The sequence below is a fragment of the Actinacidiphila acidipaludis genome, from assembly GCF_019890725.1.
GTDB classification, from domain to species: Bacteria; Actinomycetota; Actinomycetes; order Streptomycetales; family Streptomycetaceae; genus Actinacidiphila; species Actinacidiphila acidipaludis.
The window spans coordinates 41,433-66,368 of the sequence record NZ_JAINZZ010000033.1; the positions used below are offsets into that span (position 1 = coordinate 41,433).

At 72.6% G+C, this 24,936-nt stretch carries 21 protein-coding genes; 6 read left to right on the top strand and 15 right to left on the bottom strand.

The genetic code is table 11. The features are described from left to right. Positions 1–2: 2 nt before the first annotated feature. Together K7862_RS23475 and K7862_RS23480 are read right to left on the bottom strand one after the other, a co-directional pair. Positions 3–1,331: an MFS transporter gene (locus tag K7862_RS23475; RefSeq protein WP_222965730.1), complete on the bottom strand. Its 1,329-nt coding sequence runs from the start codon at positions 1,329–1,331 to the stop codon at positions 3–5. Then, a complete protein-coding gene (locus K7862_RS23480; protein ID WP_222965732.1) occupies positions 1,328–1,999 on the bottom strand; it encodes a GntR family transcriptional regulator in 672 nt (223 codons plus the stop codon). The genes K7862_RS23475 and K7862_RS23480 overlap by 4 nt, the downstream gene beginning before the upstream one ends. Before the next feature lie 134 nt (positions 2,000–2,133). On the opposite strand from K7862_RS23480, the gene K7862_RS23485 reads away from it, so the two are divergent. Both K7862_RS23485 and K7862_RS23490 read left to right on the top strand, forming a co-directional pair. Further along, positions 2,134–2,574, top strand: coding sequence for a DUF7144 family membrane protein (locus tag K7862_RS23485; RefSeq protein WP_222965734.1), 441 nt, complete (start codon positions 2,134–2,136; stop codon positions 2,572–2,574). Positions 2,575–2,599: 25 nt separating this feature from the next. Next, a complete protein-coding gene (locus K7862_RS23490; protein WP_222965736.1) occupies positions 2,600–4,027 on the top strand; it encodes a DUF2252 domain-containing protein in 1,428 nt (475 codons plus the stop codon). 93 nt (positions 4,028–4,120) lie between these two features. On the opposite strand, the gene K7862_RS23495 is transcribed toward K7862_RS23490, so the two are convergent. From K7862_RS23495 to K7862_RS23505, 3 genes are all read right to left on the bottom strand, one after another. Beyond that, complete coding sequence (locus K7862_RS23495; RefSeq protein WP_222965738.1) at positions 4,121–4,687, bottom strand: hypothetical protein; 567 nt, start codon at positions 4,685–4,687, stop codon at positions 4,121–4,123. Between the two features lie 95 nt (positions 4,688–4,782). Further along, complete coding sequence (locus K7862_RS23500) at positions 4,783–5,088, bottom strand: SHOCT domain-containing protein (RefSeq protein ID WP_222965740.1); 306 nt, start codon at positions 5,086–5,088, stop codon at positions 4,783–4,785. Between the two features lie 137 nt (positions 5,089–5,225). Beyond that, positions 5,226–5,672 (bottom strand): DUF6325 family protein, encoded by a 447-nt coding sequence (locus K7862_RS23505; RefSeq protein ID WP_308012137.1) that lies wholly within the window; start codon positions 5,670–5,672, stop codon positions 5,226–5,228. Positions 5,673–5,963: 291 nt separating this feature from the next. On the opposite strand from K7862_RS23505, the gene K7862_RS23510 reads away from it, so the two are divergent. Beyond that, positions 5,964–7,535, top strand: a complete 1,572-nt coding sequence (locus tag K7862_RS23510) for a hypothetical protein (protein ID WP_222965742.1) — start codon at positions 5,964–5,966, stop codon at positions 7,533–7,535. A gap of 10 nt (positions 7,536–7,545) precedes the next feature. On the opposite strand, the gene K7862_RS23515 is transcribed toward K7862_RS23510, so the two are convergent. From K7862_RS23515 to pdhA, 4 genes are all read right to left on the bottom strand, one after another. After that, on the bottom strand, positions 7,546–7,740 hold the full coding sequence (locus K7862_RS23515; protein WP_222965744.1) for a hypothetical protein: 195 nt from the start codon (positions 7,738–7,740) through the stop codon (positions 7,546–7,548). A 158-nt stretch (positions 7,741–7,898) separates the two neighbouring features. Beyond that, positions 7,899–9,353 (bottom strand): dihydrolipoamide acetyltransferase family protein, encoded by a 1,455-nt coding sequence (locus tag K7862_RS23520; RefSeq protein ID WP_222965795.1) that lies wholly within the window; start codon positions 9,351–9,353, stop codon positions 7,899–7,901. A gap of 19 nt (positions 9,354–9,372) precedes the next feature. Then, positions 9,373–10,347 carry an alpha-ketoacid dehydrogenase subunit beta gene (locus tag K7862_RS23525; protein ID WP_222965746.1) on the bottom strand — a complete coding sequence of 325 codons (975 nt, stop codon included), beginning with the start codon at positions 10,345–10,347 and terminating at the stop codon, positions 9,373–9,375. A gap of 1 nt (position 10,348) precedes the next feature. After that, the gene (pdhA, locus tag K7862_RS23530) at positions 10,349–11,494 is read right to left on the bottom strand and encodes a pyruvate dehydrogenase (acetyl-transferring) E1 component subunit alpha (RefSeq protein ID WP_222965748.1); all 1,146 of its coding nucleotides are present in this window, start codon (positions 11,492–11,494) and stop codon (positions 10,349–10,351) included. 335 nt (positions 11,495–11,829) lie between these two features. Here pdhA and K7862_RS23535 point away from each other — a divergent pair, with 335 nt between their 5' ends. After that, a complete protein-coding gene (locus tag K7862_RS23535) occupies positions 11,830–12,471 on the top strand; it encodes a response regulator transcription factor (RefSeq protein WP_222965750.1) in 642 nt (213 codons plus the stop codon). A 306-nt stretch (positions 12,472–12,777) separates the two neighbouring features. Next, entirely contained in the window at positions 12,778–13,737 is a 960-nt protein-coding gene (locus K7862_RS23540) for a phosphotransferase (protein ID WP_222965797.1), read from the top strand. 15 nt (positions 13,738–13,752) lie between these two features. Here the strand turns inward: K7862_RS23540 and K7862_RS23545 are convergent, their stop codons facing one another. Next, a complete protein-coding gene (locus K7862_RS23545; protein ID WP_222965752.1) occupies positions 13,753–15,294 on the bottom strand; it encodes a protein kinase domain-containing protein in 1,542 nt (513 codons plus the stop codon). A 465-nt stretch (positions 15,295–15,759) separates the two neighbouring features. Between K7862_RS23545 and K7862_RS23550 the strand changes: the two genes are divergently transcribed. Beyond that, positions 15,760–17,442 (top strand): protein kinase domain-containing protein, encoded by a 1,683-nt coding sequence (locus K7862_RS23550; protein ID WP_222965754.1) that lies wholly within the window; start codon positions 15,760–15,762, stop codon positions 17,440–17,442. A 128-nt stretch (positions 17,443–17,570) separates the two neighbouring features. Here K7862_RS23550 and K7862_RS23555 read toward each other — a convergent pair whose 3' ends face one another. From K7862_RS23555 to K7862_RS23575, 5 genes are all read right to left on the bottom strand, one after another. Continuing rightward, on the bottom strand, positions 17,571–18,125 hold the full coding sequence (locus tag K7862_RS23555; RefSeq protein WP_222965756.1) for a bacterial proteasome activator family protein: 555 nt from the start codon (positions 18,123–18,125) through the stop codon (positions 17,571–17,573). 23 nt (positions 18,126–18,148) lie between these two features. Further along, positions 18,149–21,025 (bottom strand): ABC transporter permease, encoded by a 2,877-nt coding sequence (locus tag K7862_RS23560; protein ID WP_262413666.1) that lies wholly within the window; start codon positions 21,023–21,025, stop codon positions 18,149–18,151. Continuing rightward, a complete protein-coding gene (locus K7862_RS23565) occupies positions 21,022–21,735 on the bottom strand; it encodes an ABC transporter ATP-binding protein (protein WP_308012138.1) in 714 nt (237 codons plus the stop codon). Before K7862_RS23565 ends, K7862_RS23560 begins: the two co-directional genes overlap by 4 nt. A gap of 289 nt (positions 21,736–22,024) precedes the next feature. Further along, positions 22,025–22,690 carry a PadR family transcriptional regulator gene (locus K7862_RS23570; RefSeq protein ID WP_222965760.1) on the bottom strand — a complete coding sequence of 222 codons (666 nt, stop codon included), beginning with the start codon at positions 22,688–22,690 and terminating at the stop codon, positions 22,025–22,027. 1,269 nt (positions 22,691–23,959) lie between these two features. Further along, on the bottom strand, positions 23,960–24,916 hold the full coding sequence (locus K7862_RS23575; protein WP_222965762.1) for an NAD(P)H-quinone oxidoreductase: 957 nt from the start codon (positions 24,914–24,916) through the stop codon (positions 23,960–23,962). Between the last annotated feature and the right edge of the window lie 20 nt (positions 24,917–24,936).

The window sequence follows — 24,936 nt, forward strand, 5'->3', positions numbered from 1 at the left end:
GGTCAGTCCGCGACCGGCGCCGGCGCCGTACGGTGCACGCTCTCCACCCGGCTGACGGCGATCCGCTCGCGCTCCAGGCGCTCGGCGGCGCGCCGCAGCCGCAGGATCTGCACGGTGCCCACGGCCTGCAGGACGAACACGCTGCTCCACGCGACGCGGTAGTCGTCCCCGGTCGCGTCCAGCAGCACGCCGATGGCCAGCAGGGTGATCATCGACGCGGTGAAGCCGCCGATGTTGACGATGCCGGAGGCCGTACCGAAACGTTCCGGCGGATTGGCCGGCCGGGCGAAGTCGAAGCCGATCATCGAGCCGGGGCCGCACGCGCCGAGCACCACGCACAGCACCACCAGCAGCCACAGCGGGTCCTGCCCGCCGGGCCAGGACAGCACGACCGCCCAGGCCGCCGCGGTCGCGGCGATCACCGTGAGGGTCAGCGGCATCCGCATCCCGTGGTGACGGGCGATGAGCTGCCCGAACAGCATCCCGAAGACCATGTTGGCGACGACCACCAGGGTCAGCAGCCCGCCCGCCGCGCCGCGCGAGAGCCCCTGGTCCTCCACCAGATAGGGCAGCCCCCACAGCAGCAGGAAGACCATGCCGGAGAACTGCGTGGTGAAGTGCGTCCACATGCCCAGCCGGGTGCCGGGCTCACGCCAGGAGTCGGCGATCTGCCGGCGGACGTAGGCGGCGCCGGCGTGTTGGGCGGGCGGCGGCGCGTACCCCTCGGGGTGGTCCCGCAGGAACAGCGCGACCAGCACCAGCACCAGGGCGCCGCCCAGCGCGGTACCGAGGAACGTCGGCGTCCACCCGGCGGAGTGCAGCAGCCGGGACAGCGCCACCGTCGACACCAGGTTGCCGGCCACGCCGAACAGCGCCGCGCCCTGCGCGACCAGCGGACCGCGGCGTGCGGGGAACCAGCGCGAGCCCAGCCGCAGCACGCTCACGAACGTCATCGCGTCACCGCAGCCGAGGATCGCCCGCGCGGTCAGCGCCATCCCGTAGGAGTGCGACAGCGCGAACGCGAGCTGACCGGTGGTGAACAGCACCGCGCCCAGCATCAGCACCCGGCGGGTGCCGAGCCGGTCCACCATCAGGCCGACGGGTATCTGCATCCCCGCGTACACCAGCACCTGGAGGATGGAGAAGGTCGACAGCGCGGAGGCCCCGATGTGGAAGCGGGCGGCCGCGTCGATGCCGGCGACGCCGAGGCTGGTGCGGTGGACGACGGCGACCAGGTAGACGAGGGTGCCGACGCCCCAGACCAGGACGGCGCGCCGGCCGCCGGGGGGATCGCCGGGAAGTGTCCTCGCGGCCGGGGACCCGGCGCTCACGACTCGCCCCGGGCAAGGGTGTTGACCCAGGACACGTGCTGTCCGACCACTTCGACGGCGGTCTCGACCGCACCGTCGCGCAGCACCCGCAGGATCTCGGTGTGCTCGGCGATGTTCTTGGCCACCCGGCTCGGCTCGGCGTGCATCGTGGCCACCCCCATCCTGAGCTGACGGTCCCTCAACTGGTCGTAGAGCTGGGCGAGGATGCGGTTGCCGGCGGCGCGCACGATCTCGGCGTGGAAGCAGCGGTCGGCGACGGCGAACGCGGCGAGGTCGCCGGTCTCGGCGTGCACGCGCTGTTCGGCCAGCGACTCCTCCAGCCGCTCGATCAGCCCGGCCGGGACCGATCCGCCGAGCTTGCGCACCGCGTGCTGCTCGACCAGCAGCCGGGTCTCCACCACGTCGGCGATCTCCTGCGCCGACACGGGCAGCACCAGGGCGCCCTTCTTCGGGTACAGCTTGAGCAGGCCCTCGGCCTCCAGCCGCAGCAGCGCCTCGCGCACCGGGGTCCGGGACACCCCCACGGCCTCGGCCAGGTCCCCTTCGGTGAGCAGCGTTCCGCCCTCGTAACTGCGGTCCAGCACACCGGTCTTGACGTACTGGTAGACCCGCTCGGCGGCGGGCGGCGACTTGACCGCCGGAGCGGCGGCGACGGCTGTGGCATCCATGATGCGCACATCATAGATACAACAGATGCCTGCACGATACATCCGTCCGCGATCCGGACAGGCCCCACTCCGGTGAGCGCGCCGAGTGGTGGGGGGCGTGTCAGTCTGGAGGAGCAGGAGGAGAGGAGCCCGGCATGACTACTGCGGACATCCGTCGGGACGATCTTTACCGGAGCGGAGGCGCGGGGGGCTGGCGCCGGGGCTGGACCGTGTTCGCCGGGGTCATGATGATCTTCGGCGGGGCGATGGCGGTCCTGGAGGGCATCACCGCGATCGCCAGGGACGACATCCTCGTCACCTCGCGCCACTACGTCTACACGTTCAACCTCACCAGCTGGGGCTGGATCCACCTGACCCTCGGCGTCCTCGTGGCGCTCGCGGGCGCCGCCCTGTTCACCGGGGCGCTGTGGGCACGCGCCGTCGCCGTCGCCCTGGCGGGCCTGCTGATGGTCGCCAACTTCCTGTGGATCCCGTACTACCCGTTCTGGGCCCTCACGGTGATCGCCATCAACGCCTTCGTCATCTGGGCGCTCTGCACCGGCGGCCCCGGCCACGACAGGGAGCCGGCCGGCTGACCGCCGGCCGCGCAGCAGCCGAACCATGGCCCCCCGTACCCGCAGCACGAAACCCGCAGGCCGGCCCGTCGCCGCGACCCCCGAGGAGCGCGCCGCGCTCGGCCGCCAGGCCCGCGCCACCGCACCCCGCTCCAGCCACGCCGAGTTCACCCCCGCCCCCGACCGGCCGGACCTGGTCGACGTCGTGGAGGCGCAGTCGGCCGCCCGCGTCCCCGAGCTCGTCCCCATCCGCTACGGCCGCATGACCGAGTCGCCGTTCCGCTTCTACCGCGGCGCGGCCGGCGTCATGGCCATGGATCTGGACCGCACCCCGCGGTCGGGCCTGCGCGCACAACTGTGCGGCGACGCCCACCTGCTGAACTTCCGGCTCCTCGCCTCGCCCGAGCGTCATCTGATGTTCGACATCAACGACTTCGACGAGACCCTGCCCGGCCCCTGGGAGTGGGACGTCAAACGGCTCTCGGCGAGCCTGGTCATCGCCTCCCGGGCCAACGGCTGGGACGCCAGGGAGCGCGGCCGCATCGTGCGCGCCGCGGTGCGTTCCTACCGCGAGCACATGCGCTCCTTCGCCGGCATGGGCAACCTGGACGTCTGGTACGCCCGGTTCGACGAGGACTGGGTCCGGGAGCGGATCATCCCGAAGGTCGGCGCCCGCGGCCGCAAACGCTGGGAGCGGGCCACGGCCAAGGCCCGCAGCCGCGACAACCTGCAGGCGTTCGAGAAGCTCACCGAGGTCGTCGACGGCGAGCGCCGGCTGGCCTCCGACCCGCCGCTGATCGTGCCCGTGCGCGATCTGCTGCCGAAGGCCGAACGCACCGCGCTGGAGCAGCAGCTGGAGCGGCTTCTGCGCCGCTACGGCCGCACCCTGCAGTCCGACCGGCGGTTCCTGCTGCAGCAGTACCGGGTGGCGGGGATGGCCCGCAAGGTCGTCGGCGTGGGCAGCGTCGGCACGCGCTGCTGGATCGTGCTGCTGCTCGGCAAGGACGGCGAGGACCCGCTGATCCTGCAGGCCAAGGAGGCCGGCCCGTCCGTCCTCGAACCGTACTGCGGCGCCGGCACGCACCGCACGGAGGGCGAGCGGGTGGTGAGCGGGCAGCGGCTGATGCAGGCGACCAGCGACATCTTCCTCGGCTGGGAGCGCGTCGACGGCATGGACGGCCGCCGCCGGGACTTCTACGTGCGGCAGCTGCGCGACTGGAAGGGCATCGCCCAGCCCGAGATCATGGTGCCCGAAGGCCTGCGGGCGTTCGGCGAGCTGTGCGGGGCCACGCTGGCCCGCGCGCACGCCCGGTCCGGCGACCGGATCGCCATCGCCGCCTACCTCGGCGGCGGAGAGGTCTTCGACCGCGCGCTGGCCGAGTTCGCCGAGCTGTACGCGGACCAGAACGAGAAGGACCACCGGGCGCTGGTCGACGCCGTCCGCTCCGGCCGCCTCCAGGCCCAGTCCGCCTGAGGCGGCGGAAGGCCGCCGGGGCCGCCCTCAGCCACCTCAGCCAACCCCGGACCGCCTCAGCCCGCCTCAGCCCGCCCCGGGACCGCAGCAGCCTCAGACCTCTTCGCGGATCACCGGTACTCCGCCGCCGAACCGCTCCACCGCGGCCGCGACCTCGTCGGCGCTCGCCGAGTAGAAGCGGGTGAACACCACCAGCGGGGTGCCGTACCGCCGGGTCAGCCGCTCCCGGCGCCTGTCCGGCCGCCGGCTCAGCAGGCCCGAGGGCGCCGGCGGCAGCTCCGGCACCTGCGACCTGGGCACGAAGGCCAGCGCGTCCGGGTACTTCTTCAGCCGCCGCACCGACGCCAACTCCGACCAGGCGACGGTGCGTTCACCGTGCAGAGTGACCCCGGAGTCGTCGAGGCGGATGACGCAGCCCTTGGCCCGGAGCGTCAGGAACGTCCCGATCGACACGAGGATGAGCAGCGCGTACAGCACGCCGAAGAACACCACGCTGCCCACCATGAACAGGGAGTCCTGCGGCCGCAGCATCCACAGCATCGACGGCACGACGATCAGCAGGACGCGTCCCATCGTGCGGCGCAGCGGCGCCACCCTCACCTCGAGCGGACCCGACACGGGCACGCCCTTGTCGCTCCCCACCACGCTGTCCCCCGCCACGCCGTCTCCTCCCCCACGGACCGGCGCCCGCCGGTGCAGCGGGAAATCTACTCGCGGAGAACCGGCCGGGACAGCCCGTTACGGCGGCCGGAGGGTCAGTCGCCGAGAACGCGCCGCTTCTGCTCCTCGAACTCGGCGTCCGTCAGCACGCCCCCCGCCCTGAGGTCACCGAGCTGCTTGAGCTGCTCGACCTTGCGCGTCATGTCGTCCTCCTGCGTCGCGTCGGCCGCGGGGGCCGGCGCGATCGGCGCCGCGGGGGCGACGTACTGCTGCTCGGGCGGCGGATAGCCCTCCTGAGCGGCCCAGCGGCCCGCCTGCCGCCGGGAGACACGATTGGACACGGCGGTCGCGGTCCCGGCCACCACGGCCGTCCGCGCGACTCCCCTGAGTAGACCCGGCATGGCTGAACCTCTCCTTCTCGGCCTTCGCGGCCGTCTCGGCGCCCTCCGCCGACCCGGCTTCCTGCACCCCGTGCGGCGCGTGACACATCACGGGCGACGCGGGACGGCGTGAAAAGCCGCCACGCGCCCCGCTACGCCTACGCTCCGCCCGCCGATGCCGGCTCCAGCGCCTCCATCAGGTCCTGGAGGGGGATGCGCCCGCTCGCGACCATCTGCGCCCCGCCACGCCGCAGCGCCGCGGCGAACGGCGCGGCCCAGGCGTTCTCGTAGATCAGCACGCCCGCGGAGTTCCCCGGCTCGATCACGGACGCGGCCTCCGCCAGATCGTCCTCGCCCAGCAGCCCGGACGCGGCGCCCTGGAAGACCGCCAGCTCCGGGACGTCCTCGCCCGTCGCGTCGCTGAGCGCCAGCGCGGTGAGGGTGCCGTCCAGGTCCTTGGTGACGAACAGCAGGTCGAGGATGCGGATGATGCCGCGGTCGACGAGGTCGACCAGCAGCGGCAGGCCCTCGCCGGTCATCTTGCTGCCCGGGAACTCGACGATGACGTAGTCGATGGGACCCATCTCTTCGAACTCGGTGCTCACAGCCCAACCTCCATCGATCGGCACCCTCACCACCGCGGGCGGGCCGGTAAGCGGGGGCGCCGGCGGAGGTTGCTGCGTCCGCAAGGTCCAGACCCCAGGGCAGGACCCGCGCGCCGACGGCAGCTCTGCCCATTCATTCCAGCACCGGCCCCAGACCCCCGCAAATCAGCCGATTCCTCCCGTTCCCGTGGCGACGGAAACCCGGTGCAGGACCGTGGTCGCCCACTGTTAGGATCAGCCGTTTTTCACCTCGTGTATCACGCACGTTCGCACGAAGTCCGGGGAGAACTCATGCGGCGCAGACAGCGCATCACAGCACTGCTGGGGGCGGCGGCACTGGCCGTTCCCGTGGCGGTCACCCTGGCCGCCACACCCGCGCAGGCCGCCGGCGGGGGGCTGAAGGTCTACACCCTCACCAGGGCGGGGGCGCAGCTCAACGGCCCGATCTCGGTCGTGAACCTCTCGACGGCCGGTGAGCAGTACAGCACCAGCGGCAAGACGCTCACCCTGCCGGCCGGGCGTTACGCCGTCATCGCCGACGTCTGGAACCAGAAGGACCAGACGGACACCATCGGCGGCCAGATCGTCACGGTGTCCGCGTCCAAGACGGTCACCACGACCATCGACGCCCGCAAGGGCCGCCCGGTCAGCGTCAAGCTCAGCTCGAGCCCGGGCACGGGATACGACCAGGAGATCCAGACCTCGGTCTGCGCCTACGTGCCCGACATCTGCGTCGGCGCCGTGGGCGCCTACAACAGCCCGGGACACATCTACGCCATCCCCAACGCCTCCAAGCAGCTCCACATGGGGTACATGTCCGTGTGGAACAAGGGCTTCGGCCAGGACGTGTACGCGGCCCGCGGCTACTACACCGGCAACGGCATGCCCACGTCCTTCGGCGGGACCTTCAGCCGGGCCAACACGACGACGGTGACCGCGGAGGTGCGCCGCGGCAGCAACTGGGGCACCAGCCAGGACCTCACGATTCAGCCGCAGGGTCCGGAGCCGCTGAACATGCTCTTCCAGGAGGTCGCGAGCGGAGGGCCCTTCACGGCCCGGCTCCACCTGACCGCGGGCAACTGGTCCCTGGGCGCGGACGACAGCGCCTCCGGCGGCGGCAACCTCGGTTCGCTCACCCAGAACCTGTCCGCCGCTCCCGGCCGGTCCTACTCGCCCATCTTCTTCCGCTCCACGTTCGGTCCGGCACACACCATGCCGTACGTGCAGAACGGCCGTGCCAACTTCTGGACCGGTGAGATGTTCCAGGACCCCACGAGCAGCGGCACGGACGCCACGGTCAGGGCCACCACCACGCTGAGCTTCGGCAGCAGGACGATCGCCCGGAGCACCCAGTCCGACTACGGCACGGACAACTCCAGCTTCACCGGCCGCATGACGTCCACCGGCTGGTACACCCTGTACGTCGACGCGAGCCGCACCTACCCGACGGCCGCACGCCCCGCGTACATGCTCTCCACCGCGTCGACCCTGCGGTTCCACTTCTACGCGAACCCGAAGGTCACCTCGCTGGTGCCCGGGTTCCTGACGCAGTTCGTGCCGAGCGGCCTGAACATGCACAGCGCGGCGGCGCCCAGGAGCACCACGAACGTGGCGCTGTGGCTGTCCCGGCCGGCCAACCCGAACGCCTCCACGCCGGCGGACTCCGTCTCGTCGGTCAAGGTGTGGGCGTCCTACGACGGCGGGAAGACCTGGCACGCGGCACCGGTGACGCACAGCGGCGGCACGTGGGCCGCGCGCGTCACCAACCCGGCGTCGGGCGCGGTCTCGCTGCGCTCGACCGTCACCGACCCGCACGGCAACACCGCGGAGACCACGGTCTACCGGGCCTACGCGATCGGCTGAGCGCGCCACGTCACGGGTGCATGGTGCCCACCAGGTTCGCGGTCGAGGTGAGCGTGGACTGAATGGTGGGCGCCAGGCTCGTGGAGGCCAGGCAGAAGCCCAGCAGCACACAGACCACGGCGTGGCTGGGCTTGAGGGCACGGTTGCGCATCAGCATCGCTGCCAGCAGGAGCAGCAGCAGGACGACGGAGACTGAGACGGCCATACGGCCGATGGCAGCACAAATCGCCGCACAACCGGCGTTGCCACGCACGGTGGAGGGGCCGGACGTTTGTACGCCCGGCCCCTCCGTCGTTCCGTGCCGCCCCTCCCGCGCCGGAACCCGTCCGGCGCGGGAGGGGCGTCAGCCCCGGATCGGGGGCGTCACGCCCAGGTCAGCAGGCGCTTCGGCTGCTCCAGGACCGCCGCGATGTCCGCGAGCACCTTCGAGCCCAGCTCGCCGTCCACCAGCCGGTGGTCGAAGGACAGCGCGAGCGTGGTGACCTGCCGCGGCTTCACCTTGCCCTTGTGCACCCACGGCTGGAGCTTGACCGCGCCGAAGGCGAGGATCGCGGACTCCCCGGGGTTGAGGATGGGCGTACCGGTGTCGACGCCGAAGACGCCGACGTTGGTGATGGTGACGGTGCCGCCCTGCATCGCGGCCGGCGAGGTCTTGCCCTCCCGAGCCGTGGTGACCAGGTCGCCGAGCGCGGCGGCCAGTTCGGGCAGCGTCCTGTCCTGCGCGTCCTTGATGTTGGGGACGATCAGGCCGCGGGGGGTGGCCGCGGCGATCCCCAGGTTCACGTAGGACTTCTGCACGATCTCCTGGGCGGCGTCGTCCCAGGCCGAGTTGACCTGGGGGTTGCGGCGGATCGCCACCAGCAGGGCCTTGGCGACCAGCAGCAGCGGGCTGACCTTGAGCCCGGCGAACGCCGGGTCGGCCTTCAGCTCCTGCACCAGCTTCATCGACCGCGTGATGTCGAACGTCACGAACTCCGTGACGTGCGGCGCGGTGAAGGCGCTGGCGACCATCGCCTGGGCGGTGGCCTTGCGGACGCCCTTGATCGGGGTGCGGACCTCGCGGCCGGCCGGCGACCACGCCGTACCCGCCTCGGGGGCCGCGGACACCACCGGCTCGGCGGCGGCCGGGGCCGGCGCCTGCGGCTCGGCGGCGGCCCGCACGTCCTCGCGGGTCACCACGCCGTTCGGCCCGGTGGGCACCACGGTCGTCAGGTCGATGCCGAGGTCCTTGGCCAGCTTGCGGACCGGCGGCTTGGCCAGCGGCCGGTCGCCGCCCGCCGGGGCGCCGTGCCCGTTGAGCCCGGTGGGCGCCGCGGGTGCGGGGACGGCCGCGGGTACGGCCGGGGCCGGGGCCTGAGCGGCCGGGGCCTGCGCGGCGGGTGCGGCCTGCTTGCGCGGGCGGCGGGTGGTCGAGGACGGCGCGACGCCGTACCCGACCAGCACGGCCTCCCGCTTGGGCGCCTCACCAGCCGGCGGCTCGCCGCCGGCGGGAGCGGCGGGGGCGGCCGGGGCCGCCGCCGGCTCGGGCGTCTCGGCGGCCGTCGCCTGCGGGGCGTCGTCACCGCCCGCGTCCACCACGATGATCGGCGTGCCCACGTCCACCGTGGTGCCCTCGTCGAAACGGATCTCGGTGACCACCCCGTCGTAGGGGATGGGCAGTTCGACGGCTGCCTTGGCGGTCTCCACCTCGCAGATGACCTGGCCGTCGTGGACGGTGTCGCCCACGGCCACGTACCACTTGAGGATCTCGGCCTCGGTCAGGCCCTCGCCGACATCCGGCATCTTGAACTCGCGGAAGCGCTGCGCCTGTGCGGTCATGACGGTCACAACCCTCTCCTCAGAACGCCAGCGCGCGGTCGACGGCGTCCAGCACCCGGTCCAGGCCGGGCAGGTACTCCTCCTCCAGGCGGGCCGGCGGATAGGGCGCGTGGAACCCGCCCACGCGCAGCACCGGCGCCTCCAGGTGGTAGAAGGACCGCTCGGTGATCCGGGCGGCGATCTCGGCGCCGGCCCCGTAGAACACCGGCGCCTCGTGGACCACCACGAGCCGGCCGGTCCGCTCCGCCGACGCCTGGATGGTGTCGAAGTCGATCGGCGACATCGAGCGCAGGTCCAGGACCTCCAGGCTGCGGCCCTCGTTCGCGGCGGCCGCGGCAGCCTCCAGGCACACCTTGACCATCGGGCCGTAGGCGGCCAGCGTCAGGTCGGTGCCGGGCTTGGCCACGACCGCCTTGTGCAGGTCCCCGGGCACCGCCGAGACGTCGACCTCGCCCTTGTCCCAGTACCGGCGCTTGGGCTCGAAGACGATCACCGGGTCGTCGCACTCGATGGCCTGCTGCAGCATCCAGTACGCGTCGTTGGCGTTCGACGGCGAGACGATCTTCAGACCGGCGACGTGCGCGAACAGCGCCTCCGGCGACTCGCTGTGGTGCTCCACCGCGCCGATACCGCCGCCGTAGGGGATGCGGACGACGACGGGCAGCTTGACCTTGCCGAGCGACCGGGCGTGCATCTTCGCCAGCTGCGTGACGATCTGGTCGTAGGCGGGGAAGACGAAGCCGTCGAACTGGATCTCCACCACCGGGCGGTAGCCGCGCAGGGCCAGGCCGATCGCGGTGCCGACGATGCCGGACTCCGCGAGCGGGGTGTCGATCACCCGGTCCTCGCCGAAGTCCTTGTGCAGACCGTCGGTGATGCGGAAGACGCCGCCGAGCCGGCCCACGTCCTCACCCATGATGACGACCTTCGGGTCGTTCTCCAGGGCCTTGCGGAGCGACTCGTTGAGCGCCTTGGCCAATGGCATCTGGGTCATGTCAGTGCCCCTTCCCGGGAGCGGCCGCATCCTCGAAGGAGGCCTGGTAGGCGGCGAACTGAGCGCGCTCCTCGTCGACGAGCGCGTGCCCGTCGGCGTAGACGTTCTCGAAGATCGCCATGGGCTCGGGGTTCGGCATGTTCCGCACCCCGTCGCGCACCCGCTTCGCCAAAGCGTCGCTCTCGGCCTCGACCTCGGCGTAGAACGCCTCGTCGGCCAGGCCCTCCTTCTCCAGGTAGGTCCGCAGCCGCTGGATGGGGTCCTTCGACGCCCACTCCTCGCGCTCCTCGTCGGCGCGGTAGCGCGTCGGATCGTCCGTGGTGGTGTGCGCGCCCATCCGGTAGGTGAACGCCTCGACCAGCATCGGGCCCTGACCGCTGCGGGCGTGCTCCAGCGCCGCCCGGGTCACCGCCAGCACCGCCAGCACGTCGTTGCCGTCGACCCGCACACCCGGGAAGCCGAAGCCCGCGGCGCGCTGGTAGATCGGCACCCGCGACTGCTTCTCGGTCGGCTCGGAGATCGCCCACTGGTTGTTCTGGCAGAAGAACACCACCGGCGCGTTGTAGACGGCGGCGAAGGTGAACGCCTCGGCCACGTCGCCCTGGCTGGAGGCGCCGTCGCCGAAGTACGCGATCACCGCGGAGTCCGCGCCGTCCTTGGCCACACCCATCGCGTACCCGGTCGCGTGCAGCGTCTGCGAGCCGATCACGATCGTGTACAGGTGGAAGTGGTTCTCGTTCGGGTCCCAGCCGCCGTTGTTCACGCCGCGGAACATGCCGAGCAGGTTCAGCGGGTCCACGTCCCGCGTCCACGCCACACCGTGCTCACGGTAGGTGGGGAAGACGTAGTCCTCCGGGCGGGTGGCTCGTCCCGAGCCGATCTGCGCCGCCTCCTGGCCCAGCAGCGAGGCCCACAGGCCCAGCTCGCCCTGCCGCTGGAGGGTGATCGCCTCGCCGTCGAAGCGGCGGGTCAGCACCATGTCCCGGTACAGGCCGCGCAGCTCTTCGGCTGTCAGGTCGATGGAGTACTCCGGGTGCTCGACGCGCTCGCCCTCGGGGGTCAGCAGCTGTACGAGCCCGGGCTCGCCCCCACGGCGCTTCGCGCCGCCGCGGGTCGTCCTCCGCGCGGCAGTGCTTTTCACGCTCACGTTCGCTCCTCCGTCTGTCCGGCCCCCGGGATCCGCCGGCGGCCAGCTGGGGTCTCCCCACCGATGGGGTGGGGAAGGCTCTCACCTGGTCCGACATGACGCACGGGGTGTGTGCGGCACGGCAGGGCCAGGCGCGACAGTGCCCCGGCTTATGGCCCGCAAGACAAGACGTTACCCATAAGGTCCGCCCTTGTGCGAAGCCGTCCGACCTGCGGTTTTGCTTTGATTTCCTAGTAGATTCGCGTTCCCGCAGGCCACCGGGACAATCGCACCGTATCCCGGATACCGGAACTGCGTAAGAGGCAGCGGGATCACAATGGTGCGAGGCTTGGCATGTGAGTGAAGAAGGAAATATCCGCGTATTCCTCCTCGACGACCACGAGGTGGTGCGGCGGAGCGTGCACGACCTGCTGTCGGCGGCCGACGGCATGGACATCGTCGGCGAGGCGGCGAACGCCGCGGAGGCCCCCGACCGCATCCCCGCCACTCACCCCGACGTCGCCGTGCTCGACGTGCGGCTGCCCGAGGGCGCCAACGTCGAGATCTGCCGTGAGGTCCGCTCCCACGCCCCCGGCGTGGCCTGCCTGATGCTCACCTCCTACGCCGACGACGAGGCGCTCTTCGACGCGGTGATGGCCGGCGCGGCCGGCTTCGTGCCGAAGGTGATCCGCGGCCAGGACCTGATCCAGGCGGTCCGCGAGGTGGCCGCGGGCCACACGCTGCTGGACCCGGCCGACACCGCGAAGGTCATGGAACGGCTCCGCGGCGGCGGCACCCGGTCGGAGTCGGTGCAGGTCGAGGACGTGGGCGTGAAGGAACTGACGAGCGACGAGCGGCAGATCCTGGACCTGATCGGCGAGGGCCTGACCAACCGGCAGATAGGCGAACGCCTCGGCCAGAAGGAGCGCCGCGTCCGCAAGGGCGTGACGTCCATCCTGGCGAAGCTGGCGACCGAGCGGCATCACGCGCTGGGGTGACGCCGAGGTGAGGGTCCGCGAGGATCCCTGGGGATTCCCGCGGGATTCGCGGGGGATTTCCAGGGCGATGCCCGAGCGACTCCAGGGGGGTGGCGTGAGGTGGCGCCGGGGGTGCGAACCGGCGCACGAGGGGTGGCGCGGGGTGGCGTCAGGGGTGCGGAGTGCGCTGTGCGCCCCGGTGGCGCGCCACCCCACCCAAAAGGGGTCCTTTCGTGATCTACGCTGAGCCCCGTGACGGGCAGCACGGCGACGAAGCCTGCGGCGCTCAGCGCTCTGCTGCGCCGCTACACGGACTCAGGCGACCTGATGACCTGCGAGCCCGTCCCCCGCGGCCTGCTGAACCGCGGCTGGCGGCTGACCACCACCAACGGCCGGTTCTTCGTCAAGCAGTACGTCTCCACCGACACCGCGAACCCGGTCGTCATCGGCCGCCAGCACCGCGCCACCCGGCTCCTGGCCCGCCTGGGCCTGCCCGCCGCGGCCCCGCTGCCCGACGACCGCGGCGCGACGGTCAGCGTCGTCGGCGGCACCGGCTACGCGCTGTTCCCCTGGGTCGAGGGCCGGCACCGCGAGGGCACCGAGCTCACCGAGGCCCAGTCGCGGCGGCTCGGCACCCTGCTGGGCCGGGTGCACACCGCCCTGGCCAGCGTCCAGCCGCCCGCCCCGCCCCGCCTGCACCCCAGCGCCGACCCCGGCCGCACACACGCCGACATCGCACGATTACTGGGCCTGGTGCGGACCCACCGCGCCGCCGACGCCGCCGACGCGGCCTTCGACTCCCTCGCCGAGCAGCGCCTGCTGGAACGCAGGATCCTGCTGCGGCACCACGCCCACCGGCGCCCACCGGCCGCGCACGGCCCGGTCAGCGGCTGGGTGCACGGCGACTTCCATCCGCTGAACCTGCTCTACCGCGGCGACGAACCCGCCGCCATCGTCGACTGGGACCGGCTCGGGGTGAAGCCCCGCGCCGAGGAGGCCGTCAGGGCCGCGGCGATCTTCTTCCTCCACCCCGTGGACGGCCGCCTCGACCTGCGCAAGGTGCGCGCCTACGCGCGGGCCTACCGGCGGGCCGCCGACGCCACCTCCGAGGAGGTCGCGGCCGCCGTGCACCGCGTGTGGTGGGAGCGGCTCAACGACTTCTGGATGCTCCACTGGCACTACGGGCGCGCCGACCGCCGCGCCGACCACCAGTTCCCGGCCGCCTCCGCACTGGCCGTGTGGTGGACCGAGGAGTACGCGGCGGTGCGCGAGGCGTTCGCGGGGTGAGGAACGGCCCTAGGGCTAGTTCGCGCCGCCCGACTGCGCCGTGTCCGACGGCGTCGGCTCGGTGGTCGGCGGCGTCGTCGGCGGGGTCGTCGGCGGCGTCGTCTTCGGGGTCGTGGGCGGCGGAGTGGTCTTCGTCGGCGTCGCCGGCGTCGTCGGCGGAGTGGTGGTGGGCGCGGTCGTCGGAGCCTTCGTCGGCTTGGTGGCCGTGTCCGTCGGCCCGGTGTCCGTCGGCCCGGTGCTGACCTGGCCGCTGTCCGTCGGCTCCTGGCTCGGGGTGTTCTGCTGCTGGCCGGTGTCCTGCGTCACCGACGGCGGGGTCGTGTCGGCCGGGGTGTTGCCCGCGCCCCCGCTGTGCGTGGCCAGGTAGAGGCCGATGACGGCGGCCACCACCGCGGCGATCACGAACAGCACCGGCTTGGCCCAGCGGTTCCCGCCGCCGTTCCCGCCGGGGCCCTCGCCGTAGCCGTGCACGTCGTCGCCGCTGGTGCCGCCGATCCCGGCGAGCAGCGGCGGGCCGAGCTCCGCGGTCATCCCCGGGTGCTCGCCGGGGCCGGCCGACTGGACCATGGTCGGCGCGGTTCCGGCGCCGGCCATCGGGGCCGCCAGCGGCACCGGCCCGGTGTTCCACATGCCGCCGGTCCAGCCGCCCTGCTGCGTCAGCGCCTGGTGGGCGTAGCCGACGACGCCGCGGAACTCCTCGGCGCTCTGGAAGCGGTCCTCGGGCTGCTTGGCCAGGGCCCGCAGCACCAGGCCGTCCAGCTCCGGCGGCACGCGGTCGTTGATCTCCGACGGCGGCCGCGGCTCGTCCTGGACGTGCTGGTAGACCACCGACAGCGGGGTCTCGCCGACGAACGGCGGCCGCAGCGCCAGCAGCTCGTACAGCAGGCAGCCCGTCGCGTACAGGTCGCTGCGGTGGTCGACGGTCTTGCCGAGGGCCTGCTCCGGCGACAGGTACTGCGGGGTGCCCATCACCATGCCGGTCTGCGTCATCGTGCTCGCCGCGCCGTGCAGCGCGCGGGCGATGCCGAAGTCCATGACCTTGACCGCGCCCGTGGTCGTGATGATCACGTTCGCGGGCTTGATGTCGCGGTGCACGATGCCGTGCTGGTGGCTGTAGGCCAGGGCGTCCAGCACCCCGGACACGATCAGCAGCGCCTGGTCCACCGGCGGCGGCGTGGGCCCGCTGAGCAGGTCGCGGATGGTGTGGCCCTCGACGAGCTCCATGACGATGTACGGCACGGCGCCGGTCGCGGTGCGGTCCTCGCCGGAGTCGTAGACCGCGACGACCGCGTGGTGGTTCAGACCCGCCACCGACTGCGCCTCGCGCGTGAAGCGGGCCTTGGACACCGGGTCCTCCGCCAGGTCCGAGCGCAGCAGCTTCACGGCGACGATCCGGCCCAGCCGCAGGTCCTCGGCCGCGAACACCTCGGCCATGCCGCCGCGGCCCAGCTTGCCGGTCAGGCGGTAGCGGCCCTCACCGACGAGGGTGCCCACGCCCCACTGCCCGGAGGTCTCCGACGCTCCGGTTCCGGCGGTCGTCTCATTGGGGTCGACCATCAGTCCTCGCCGTCGTTCGTCCCTCGGCCGGTGTGCCGTGGTCTGCTCGTCATCGGTCTCTGGTGCGCCACCGTACCGCGTTTCCCGGGGCACCCATGGTCCGTCCACAGGCCGGGCGGGGTACAGGGGGCGCCGTACGCCGCGGCTGCCTGGTGGGGCGCTTGCTCGCTGCGCGCCCGCTCAAACGTTCCCGAGGACGCCCCACCGATAACCTCCGCGCGCGGGCGCGCGCGTCGCGCGTGCGGTCAACACAGCATCTTCTGATGTCAGTTGGGGATGCGGTCCCTTCATCGGGCCCAGCGCACGGGGCTTTCCGGGCAAGGTCCCGGCATTGTGCGGGCACGATGCGTATCAGGTGACGAGATGGTCAACGAACTTGACGTGACCGCGCGATCCGCGAGACTTGGCGGGCAAGCTCGGGGACGAGTCTGTCCCGGATCACTTTTCACGGGGGTAGCGGTACTGATGAGCGGGGACGCCACGCAGAGCGGCGGGTACACGGGACGCTCGGTCGGCGGCGGACGGTACGTGCTGCGTGATCTGCTGGGCCAGGGCGGCATGGCGTCCGTGCACCTGGCACACGACACGGTGCTCGACCGTCCGGTGGCCGTCAAGACCCTCCACACCAACCTCGGCAACGAGCAGTCCTTCCGCGAGCGGTTCCGCCGCGAGGCGCAGTCCGTGGCCAAGCTCAACCACACCAACATCGTCTCGGTCTTCGACTCCGGCGAGGACACGATCGACGGCCAGCTCGTGCCGTACATCGTCATGGAGTACGTCGAGGGCAAGCCGCTCGGCGACGTGCTGGCCGCCGACATCGCCCAGTTCGGGGCGATGCCCGCCGACAAGGCGCTGAAGATCACCGGGGACGTGCTCGCCGCCCTGGCCGTCAGCCACGAGATGGGCCTGGTCCACCGCGACATCAAGCCCGGCAACGTGATGGTCACCAGGCGCGGCGTGGTCAAGGTGATGGACTTCGGCATCGCCCGGGCCATGCAGTCCGGTGTGACGTCGATGACGCAGACCGGCATGGTCGTCGGCACCCCGCAGTACCTGTCGCCCGAGCAGGCCCTCGGCCGCGGCGTCGACGAGCGCTCCGACCTGTACTCGGTCGGCTGCATGCTCTTCGAACTGCTCACCGGGCGGCTGCCGTTCGACGCGGACTCCCCGCTGGCGATGGCCTACCAGCACGTGCAGGAGACCCCGCCGACGCCGTCGTCGTTCAACACCGCGCTCGGCCCGGCCATCGACGCGCTCGTGGCGCGCGCGCTGCGCAAGAACCCGGCGGAGCGTTTCCCGACCGCCGACGCCATGCACGACGAGGTCGACCGCGTACTGGCCGGCACCGCCCGCAACACCATGCCGCTGATCTCCGGCGCGGCCGCCGCCACCGGACGCGGCGAGGGCGTCGCCGCCTCCGTCTTCCCGCCCGCGAGCGGCCAGGTGCAGACCCCGCCGCCGCACATCCAGACCCCCTACGCGCCGACCCCGAGCCCCTACGGCCCGGGCACACCGCCGCCGTCCGCCTACGGCTACCCGCAGCAGGGCGCGCAGACCCCGCCGCCCACCCCCGTCTACAACATGGCGCCCGCCCCGGCGCCCATGCAGCAGCGGCCCACCGGGCCGGGCGGCGGCAACGGCTCCGGGGGCGGACGCTCCAGCAACACGCCCGTGGTCGTCGGATCGATCATCGCCGTCGCCGCGGTCGCGGTGATCATCGTCATCATCGTGGCGATGACCGGGGGCGGCGGCAAGAACGACGCCGGCGACAACACCGACACCACCCCGCCGGTGACCACCACCACCGCGAGCACCGCGCCGACCAGCACCACCGGCGCCGACAGCGTCGTCAAGGGCGACCAGAGCCGCACCATCGACGCCTCGCAGTGCACCAACGCCCACAACGACCTGATCAACCCGGGCAAGCCGAACCTCGTCACCATGCCCAACGTGCAGTTCCTGTACGTCGATTCGGTCGTGGCCTGCTTCAACGCCGCCAACTGGCACTACACGATCAAGCACGTCGACGAGCAGCAGTGGGGACAGGGCACGGTCACCGACCAGTCACCGAAGTACCTGGACAACTACGACCCGAAGTCCGGCAAGAAGATCACCATCTGGGTGTCCACCGGCAAGGGCGCCAGCTGACGCGACCGCCGACCCGGCACACCGCGGGCCCCCTCCCGGCTGGGAGGGGGCCCGCGGTTCTCGGTGCCTGAAAGGCCGGATGCACTACCGGAGGACCACGGCGGACTACCGGACGACTGCCGGCGGGACTAGAGGTAGGGACCCGAGCGGCCCTGGCGGCCGGGCTGGGGCTCCTCCTCGCCACCGCCGATCCCCGGAGGCAGGGCGCGACGCATCTGCTCGAGCTGGGCGCGGGCCGCCATCTGCTGGGCGAAGAGCGCGGTCTGGATGCCGTGGAACAGCCCCTCCAGCCAGCCCACCAGCTGGGCCTGGGCGATCCGCAGCTCCGCCTCGCTGGGCACGCTGTCATTGGTGAAGGGCAGCGACAGCCGCTCCAGCTCCTCCACCAGCTCCGGCGCAAGGCCCTGCTCCAGTTCCTTGACCGAACTGGCGTGGATCTCCTTCAGCCGCACGCGACTCGCCTCGTCCAGAGGAGCGGCCCGCACTTCTTCCAGGAGCTGCTTGATCATGCTGCCGATCCGCATGACCTTCGCCGGCTGCTCGACCATCTCCGTCACCGGGGTCTCCCGGACGTCGTCGCCCTCACCGGAAGCGCCACCCAGGGCCATACCGTCCGGTCCGACGACCAGGACCTGCGGGTTCTGAGAATTCTCCGGCGAGCGTTCGTTCATCGGCATCTCCATGCGCCCATTGTCCCGCACCCGGGTCATCCGTCAGCGCGGCGGGTCAACTGCGGACGAGCCCGGGTGACCGCCGCGGCCAGCAGCGTCGCCCCCAGCGGCACCGCCAGCATCAGCAGCACCAGCGTCCCCCATGGCACCACGATGGGCACGTGCGGCAGGCTGTCCGCCCGGCCCCAGCCGTTGTCCACCGCCGTGTGGTACGTGGACCACTCCTCCCGCAGTTGCGCCCGGCGCAACCCGATAGCGGGCAGCACCCCCGCCAGCGACCCCAGCACCACGCCCATCGCGGCGATCAGCCCGCACTGGAAACCCGACAGCCGGCGACGCACGCCCGGCGCCGCGCCTATCGCCGCGAGCGTCTTCAGGTCCGGCTCCGCGTCGGCCTGCGCCAGCCCGGTGGCGATCCCCGCCGCGCCCACCGTCACCAGTCCGGCGAAAATCGACAGCGCCAGCAGCACCAGGTGGTTCTTGCTCTGGTAGCCCTTCTCCAGATACGTCTCGGCGTCCGAACCGAAGTTCGCCAGCGCACCGGCCAGCGCCTGCTGCTGCGCGCCCGACGGCATCCGCGACGTCGTGTAGTACGAGCCGAACGGCACCGTCCGGAACCCCGCCGCCAGCGCCGCCTGCCGCGGCATCACCGCGACCAGCCCGTACGGCGTCCGCTCCCCGGCCACGTGCACCGGCACCGTCCGCACCTCGCCCGACGGCGTCCGGTCATCCGTCTGCTGCTTCGCCATGTCCGTGATCAGCCGCAGCCGCAGCGACCCGTGATCGTCGTAACGCCGGTCGAACAGCACCGTCTCGCCGCGGGCCAGCGCCCGCTCGGCGGCACCGTCACGGATCCCCAGCGCGTGCAGCACCGCGGGCCCGCCGACCGTCACATCGCCCTCGGTGTCCATCGCGACCTGCCCGCCGCCGTAGGCGCAGCGCCAGTCCGTGGCGAACGACCGCCGCTCCGCCAGGCTCAGCTGCGTCGGGTCGTCCACCCGCTCCGACGGGCACTGGTTCGCGGTCGGCACCTGCAGCTCGAAACCGCCGCACCCCGACTGGTAACTGTGCGGCTCGCACGTCCTCGGCCCGTAGACCAGGCGCGACACGTCCGCCCGGCCCGACACCGGGAAGTGCTTCTCCACCGCCGCCCGCACCGCGCCCAGCTCACGGCCCCCGTCGCTGCCGCTGCTCACCGCGTACACCCCGCGGGGCGCTCGCGCCGTGTACGCGTCATGATCCTGGCGGTCCTGGCTCGCCGCGTACGTGGCGACCGCCACCGAACCGGCCACCGCCGCCAGCACCGCCGCCACCGCCGGCGCCGTACGTCCCCGGTTGCGCACCGCGTCCCGCAGCGCCAGCCGCGGGGCCGTCGGCAGCCACCGGCCGAAGCGGCCGAACGCCCCCACCAACACCGGCGTCAGCGCCACCACACCCAGCTCCGCGACACCCGAACCCAGGCCCACCACCATGACGCTGTCGGTCCGCGTCGAACCGAACACCGCGATGCCTGTGCCCAGGCACACCGCGCCCAGGCCTATCACCGGCATGACCCGGCCCGCGTGCCGCACCCCGCGCCGCCCGGTCAGCGACGACAGCACACTCTGCCGCGACGCGTTGACCGCCGGCACCACCGCCGCGAGCAGCCCGGTCAGCACCGCCAGGCCCGCGATCGCCGCCAACTCCAGCGGCCGCAGCGCTAGTCCGCCGAACCGCTTGCCGACGTACTCCTCCAGCCAGCCGCGCAGCAGCGCCGTCAGCGCCAGCCCCAGCAGCGTGCCCGTCACGGCCGCGACCACACCGATCACCAGACCACCCGACAGCACGATCGCCCGGATGTGCCGGCGGTCACCGCCGTTCGCCCCGACCAGCCCCAACTGCCGGCGGGAACGACGCGCGCCCACAGCGAACGCCGGACCGGCCAGCAGGCACACCTCGAGTATCGCCAGCGCGCCCACCGTCACCGGGGCGGCGACCGTCTCGGCCTTCTGCACCCCGGTCTGCACGACCCCGGTCGACGTCTTCGCCACCCGGTAGAACGGCACGTCCGCGCGGGCCGGCGGATGCAGACGCACCTCACGCGACTCCACCACCACACCCAGGCTGTTGGCGTGCATCACCATCGGCCACGAGTACCCGCCCGGCAGCGACACCAGATACGACGGCGGCCCGTTCTGCCCCTCGTACGCCGACCCCGCCGCCTTCATCGCGCTCGTGTACCCCGCGATGAACGCGCCCGGGAGCGCCGTCAGCTCCTCGACTCCCAGCTCACTCGGCAGGTCGTACGCCCCCACGATCCGGTACGCCCGGTCGAAGCCGCGCACCCGCACCAGCGAATCCACATGCAGACCACTGGACTTCAGCAGCGCCTGCGTGGCGATCATCTCGTCCGGCGACCGCGGAAACCGCCCCCGGTCCAGGTCGACGATCCCCGCCGCGATCGGGTCGTCGGCCTTCAACTCGCGCACCGACGTGTCCAGCAGCCCCGAACGCGTCCGGATCCGCGCATAGGTGCTCTGGTCGGTGATCCAGCGCGCACCCGCCGGGATCGCGGTCCGCGGATCGACGTCGGAGTCCGCCTCGTCCCGCGCCTGCTCGCTCTCGTCCTGCTTCTGGTCCGCCGGCAGCGCCTCCTCGTTCACCGGCGACTGCACCAGCGGCCGATGACCCATGCCCCCGCTGCCCAGCCGGGCGTCGGCCGCCCCTATGTCCCGCGTGACCTGCTGCTGCTTCGTCAACTCCGAGCTGCGGACGGTGATGTCCGCCGCGCTCACCCCCATGATCGGCAGCGCGATCATCGCCAGCACCAGGGCGCTGCGCCCCTTGTAGCGCCACGCGTCACGCCGCGCGATCCGGACGGCGGCCCGCCACGCGTGGAAACGGCCCGCCTCCGTACCCCCCGACCCGCTCATGACGCCGCACCACCGGTCAGCAGCGACTCCGCGGACGATCGCAGCGTCATGTCGACGACCGATCCGTCCCGCAGGAACACCACCCGGTCCGCCCACGCCGCGAACCGCGGCTCGTGCGTCACCAGCACCCCGGCCGCCCCCGCGTCGCAGCGCGTCCGCAGCAGCGCCAGCACCGCCTCACCCGTCTCCGAGTCCAGCGCGCCCGTCGGCTCGTCGGCCAGCACCAGCCGCCGGTCACCCACCAGCGCACGGGCGATCGCCACCCGCTGCTGCTGGCCACCCGACATCTCGTCCGGGAACCGGTCCGCGAGATGCCCCAGCCCCATCTCCTCCAGCGCGGCCAGCGCCTCCTTGCGGGCGCGCCGTGTGGACACACCGTCCAGCTCGCGGGGGAGTGCCACGTTCTCCGCGGCGGTCAGCGCCGGAATCAGGTTGTAGTCCTGGAAGACATAGCCGATGCTGCGCCGCCGCAGCGCCGCCAGCTCCTTGCGGCTCGCGGCCGACAGATCCGTGCCCTCGACCACCACCCGCCCCGACGTCGGCAGATCCAGGCCGCCCGCGATCGTCAGCAGCGTGGACTTGCCCGAACCGGACGGCCCCATCACCGCGACCAGTTCACCGGGGAACACGTCGAGATCGATCCCCCGCAGCGCGTGGACCTCGGTGGCCCCGCTGCCGTGCACGCGCGTCAGCTCCTCCAACCGCAGCACGGGCTCCGGCCCCGACCGCGCGGCAGAGGGCGACGCGGAGGCGGTCGGTGCCGACTGCGCGGACGGTCGGGAGGGTGAGCCCTGCGCGGGAACGCGCGGACGGTCGCCGGGACCCGGCTGATCGGACGGTGTGCTCGTGCTGGACATCAGAACTGCTCCCCCTGGTCGTGTACTGGTGGCACCGGCGGCCGGAGGCGGGTGAACCCCCGGCCGCCGCCCGGTGATCGCCGGCGTGCCGAACAACTCGGTCGTTCTGCCCGGGCGGTGGTCGGCCGCCCGGACGGCGCGTTCAGCGCCGCTTTCCCGGCCTGCCCGCCGCCCCGGCCTCCCGGCCCGCCCGCCCGGCCGGCCCGCCCTGCGGATCCGCGGCCGCGCCCGGCTGCGGCCCGGCGGCCCAGGCAGGACCCGTCGCCGCGAGCCGGGCCAGCTTGGTCTCGCAGTGGTCGAGCCAGCGCGCCTCGGCCTCGGCCTGGAATATCAGCTGGTCAAGGACCAGTTGCCAGGCCACCTCGTCACGGTCCGGAGCGGTCTCTCCCCGCGTGACCGCCTCCATCGCCTGGGCCTTGAGGCGCGTGTAGTCCTGCATCGCCTTGATCGTGTGCACCCGCTGCGCCTGGATGACCGCCCGCACGTCCACATCGGGCGCCCCGACGGCCATCGCGAGCTTGATCGCCAGCTCGTCGCGCGGCGGGCTCGCCCGGTCGACCGGGCTGGCGAACCAATGCCGGAGCTCCGATCGCCCGCCCTCGGTGATCGCGTACAGGGAGTGCCCCGCGTCGTCCTCGCCCGCGGGCACCACGAGACCGTCCCGCTCCAGCCGGGACAGCGTCGTGTACACCTGACCGACGTTCAGCGGCCAGGTGGACCCGGTGCGCGACTCGAACTCGGTGCGGAGCTGGTAGCCGTAGCGCGGCCCCAGTTCGAGGAGGGCCAGCAGGCCGTGACGGATCGACATACTGAGTATGTATACCGAGTATGGCCCGCCCCAGCAAGGCCGACCGCCGCTCCGGGACCTGGTTTCACACGAACGGGTGATCGAATCCACCGGCATGCATAACCGGGTTCACCAGCGGTTATCCCCTTCTCAACCGCAGTCCCAGAAAACCGAGTCCGAGCCCGACGAGCGCCAGTCCGGCCCCGAGCGGCAGCACCCGCATCACGCGCCGCGCGGATCCGTACACCGAGTCCGAGTCCGGATCCGCCTGCGGCGATCGCGACGCGGCCGACGTCGGCGCCGCCGCGGGCACGGTCGCCGACGGCACCTGCGACAGTTCCGGCCGCTGGTCCCGCCCGCTCCGGTAGGGCCGCTCGAACAACGGCCCCTCGCGGCCCGGCCGGCGCCCCGCCGGTGCCGTCGCGGTCACCGAAGGACCGGCCGCGGGCGGCCGCGCCGGGCTCACGGGCGACGGCACTGCCGGCGGTCGCGGGGCGACGGTCGCCTGACCGTCGGCCTGACCGGGCCGGTCCGGCCCGCCGGGCTGGACGGGCTCGGCGGGCTCGCCCGGGCGGCCGGGCTGCCCCGGCTGGGCGGAGGGGGGAGGGGCGGGGGGGGGGGGGGGGGGGGGGGGGGGGGAGGGGGAGGGGGGAGCCCCCGGGACGTTTCCGCCCGGTCCCACCCCCGACCCCGGGCCGTTGGGCCGCCCCGCCGACCCGTTCGGCCGGTCATCGGGATGCGGCACCGGCGGCACGAACGCCAGGGGGCCGCCCACCGTGAAGAACGGTGGCGGAAGTGCCAGGGAGCGCCCCGAGAGAGGCAGTTGCGCCAGCCCCGACGGCACGGGCATTGGTTGCTCCACCGCCCCGGCCGGCGCACCGGCCGCCAGCACGCAACACCCGGCGACCAGGACGAGGGCAGCGGCCCGGGCCACTGCGCGGGCCGCGATGCGTACGGGGGTCCGGGTCGCGATGCGCCCGGGGGCGCGGTTCGCAATGCGCCCGGGGGCGCGGACTGCGATGCGTACGGGCGATCGACCTGAGTTCCGACCGCCCGCCGTCCGCCGCACGCCTCCGCCTTCCGCCGGAATCTGTGTGCCATCAGCGTCACACGCGGCGGCAATTCCGGCATCCCGGGCACCAGATGGCGCAGGTCAAGGTTGCGTCATGAGGAGAGGAAGAAGCTGGGCCCATGAGACGTTGGGCCCAGCCCCAGGGGACGGTGCCGGGCCCAGCCCCAGGGGACGTCGGGCGCAGCCCTCAGCGAGAAAGTGCCGGGTACCGCCCGCGCTCAGAGCGTCAGCAGCACCTTGCCGATGTGCGTGCTGTCGTCGACGATCCGGTGTGCGTCGGCGACGTCGGCGATGGACATCGTGCGGTCGATGACCGGTCGTACCGCGCCCGCCTCGATGAGCGGCCAGACGTGTTCGCGCACCGCCGCGACGATCGCGGCCTTCTCGTCCAGGGGCCGCGGCCGCAGCGAGGTCGCGGCGATGGCGGCGCGCTTGGACAGCAGCGTTGCCAGGTTCAGTTCGGCCTTGAAACCGCTCTGCATGCCGATGACGACCAGGCGCCCGTTGACGGCGAGCGTGTCCAGGTTCCGCTGCAGGTACTTCGCGCCCACGATGTCGAGGATGACGTCCGGGGTGACGGCCCCGGTGAAGTCCTCCTCGTGGTAGTTGATCAGGATGTCGGCGCCCAGCTCACGGCACGCTTCGAGCTTCGCGGCGGTGCCCGCGGTGACCGCGACCGTCGCGCCGACGGCCTTCCCGAGCTGCACGGCCATGGTCCCGATGCCACTCGAACCGCCGTGCACCAGCAGCGTCTCGCCCGGCCGCAGGTGGGCGACCATGAACACGTTGGACCAGACGGTGCACGTCACCTCCGGCAGCGCGGCCGCCTCGGCAAGGCTGACCCCCTTGGGGATCGGGAGGAGTTGTCCGCTCGGCACGGCGACCTTCTGCGCGTAGCCGCCGCCGGCCAGCAGCGCGCAGACCTCGTCGCCCACGGCCCACCCGTGTACGCCCGGTCCGACCTCGGCGATCCGGCCGGAGCACTCGAGGCCCGGGTACGGGGACGCGCCGGGCGGCGGGGGGTAGTGACCCTGACGCTGGAGCAGGTCGGCCCGGTTGACGGCGGTGGCCGCCACCTCGACGACCACCTCGCCCTCGCCGGCCACGGGATCGGGAACCTCGGCCCAGGTGAGCGCTGCCGGCCCGCCCGGCTGCGGAATCGTGATCGCGTACATGCTGGCGAGGCTACTCCGGG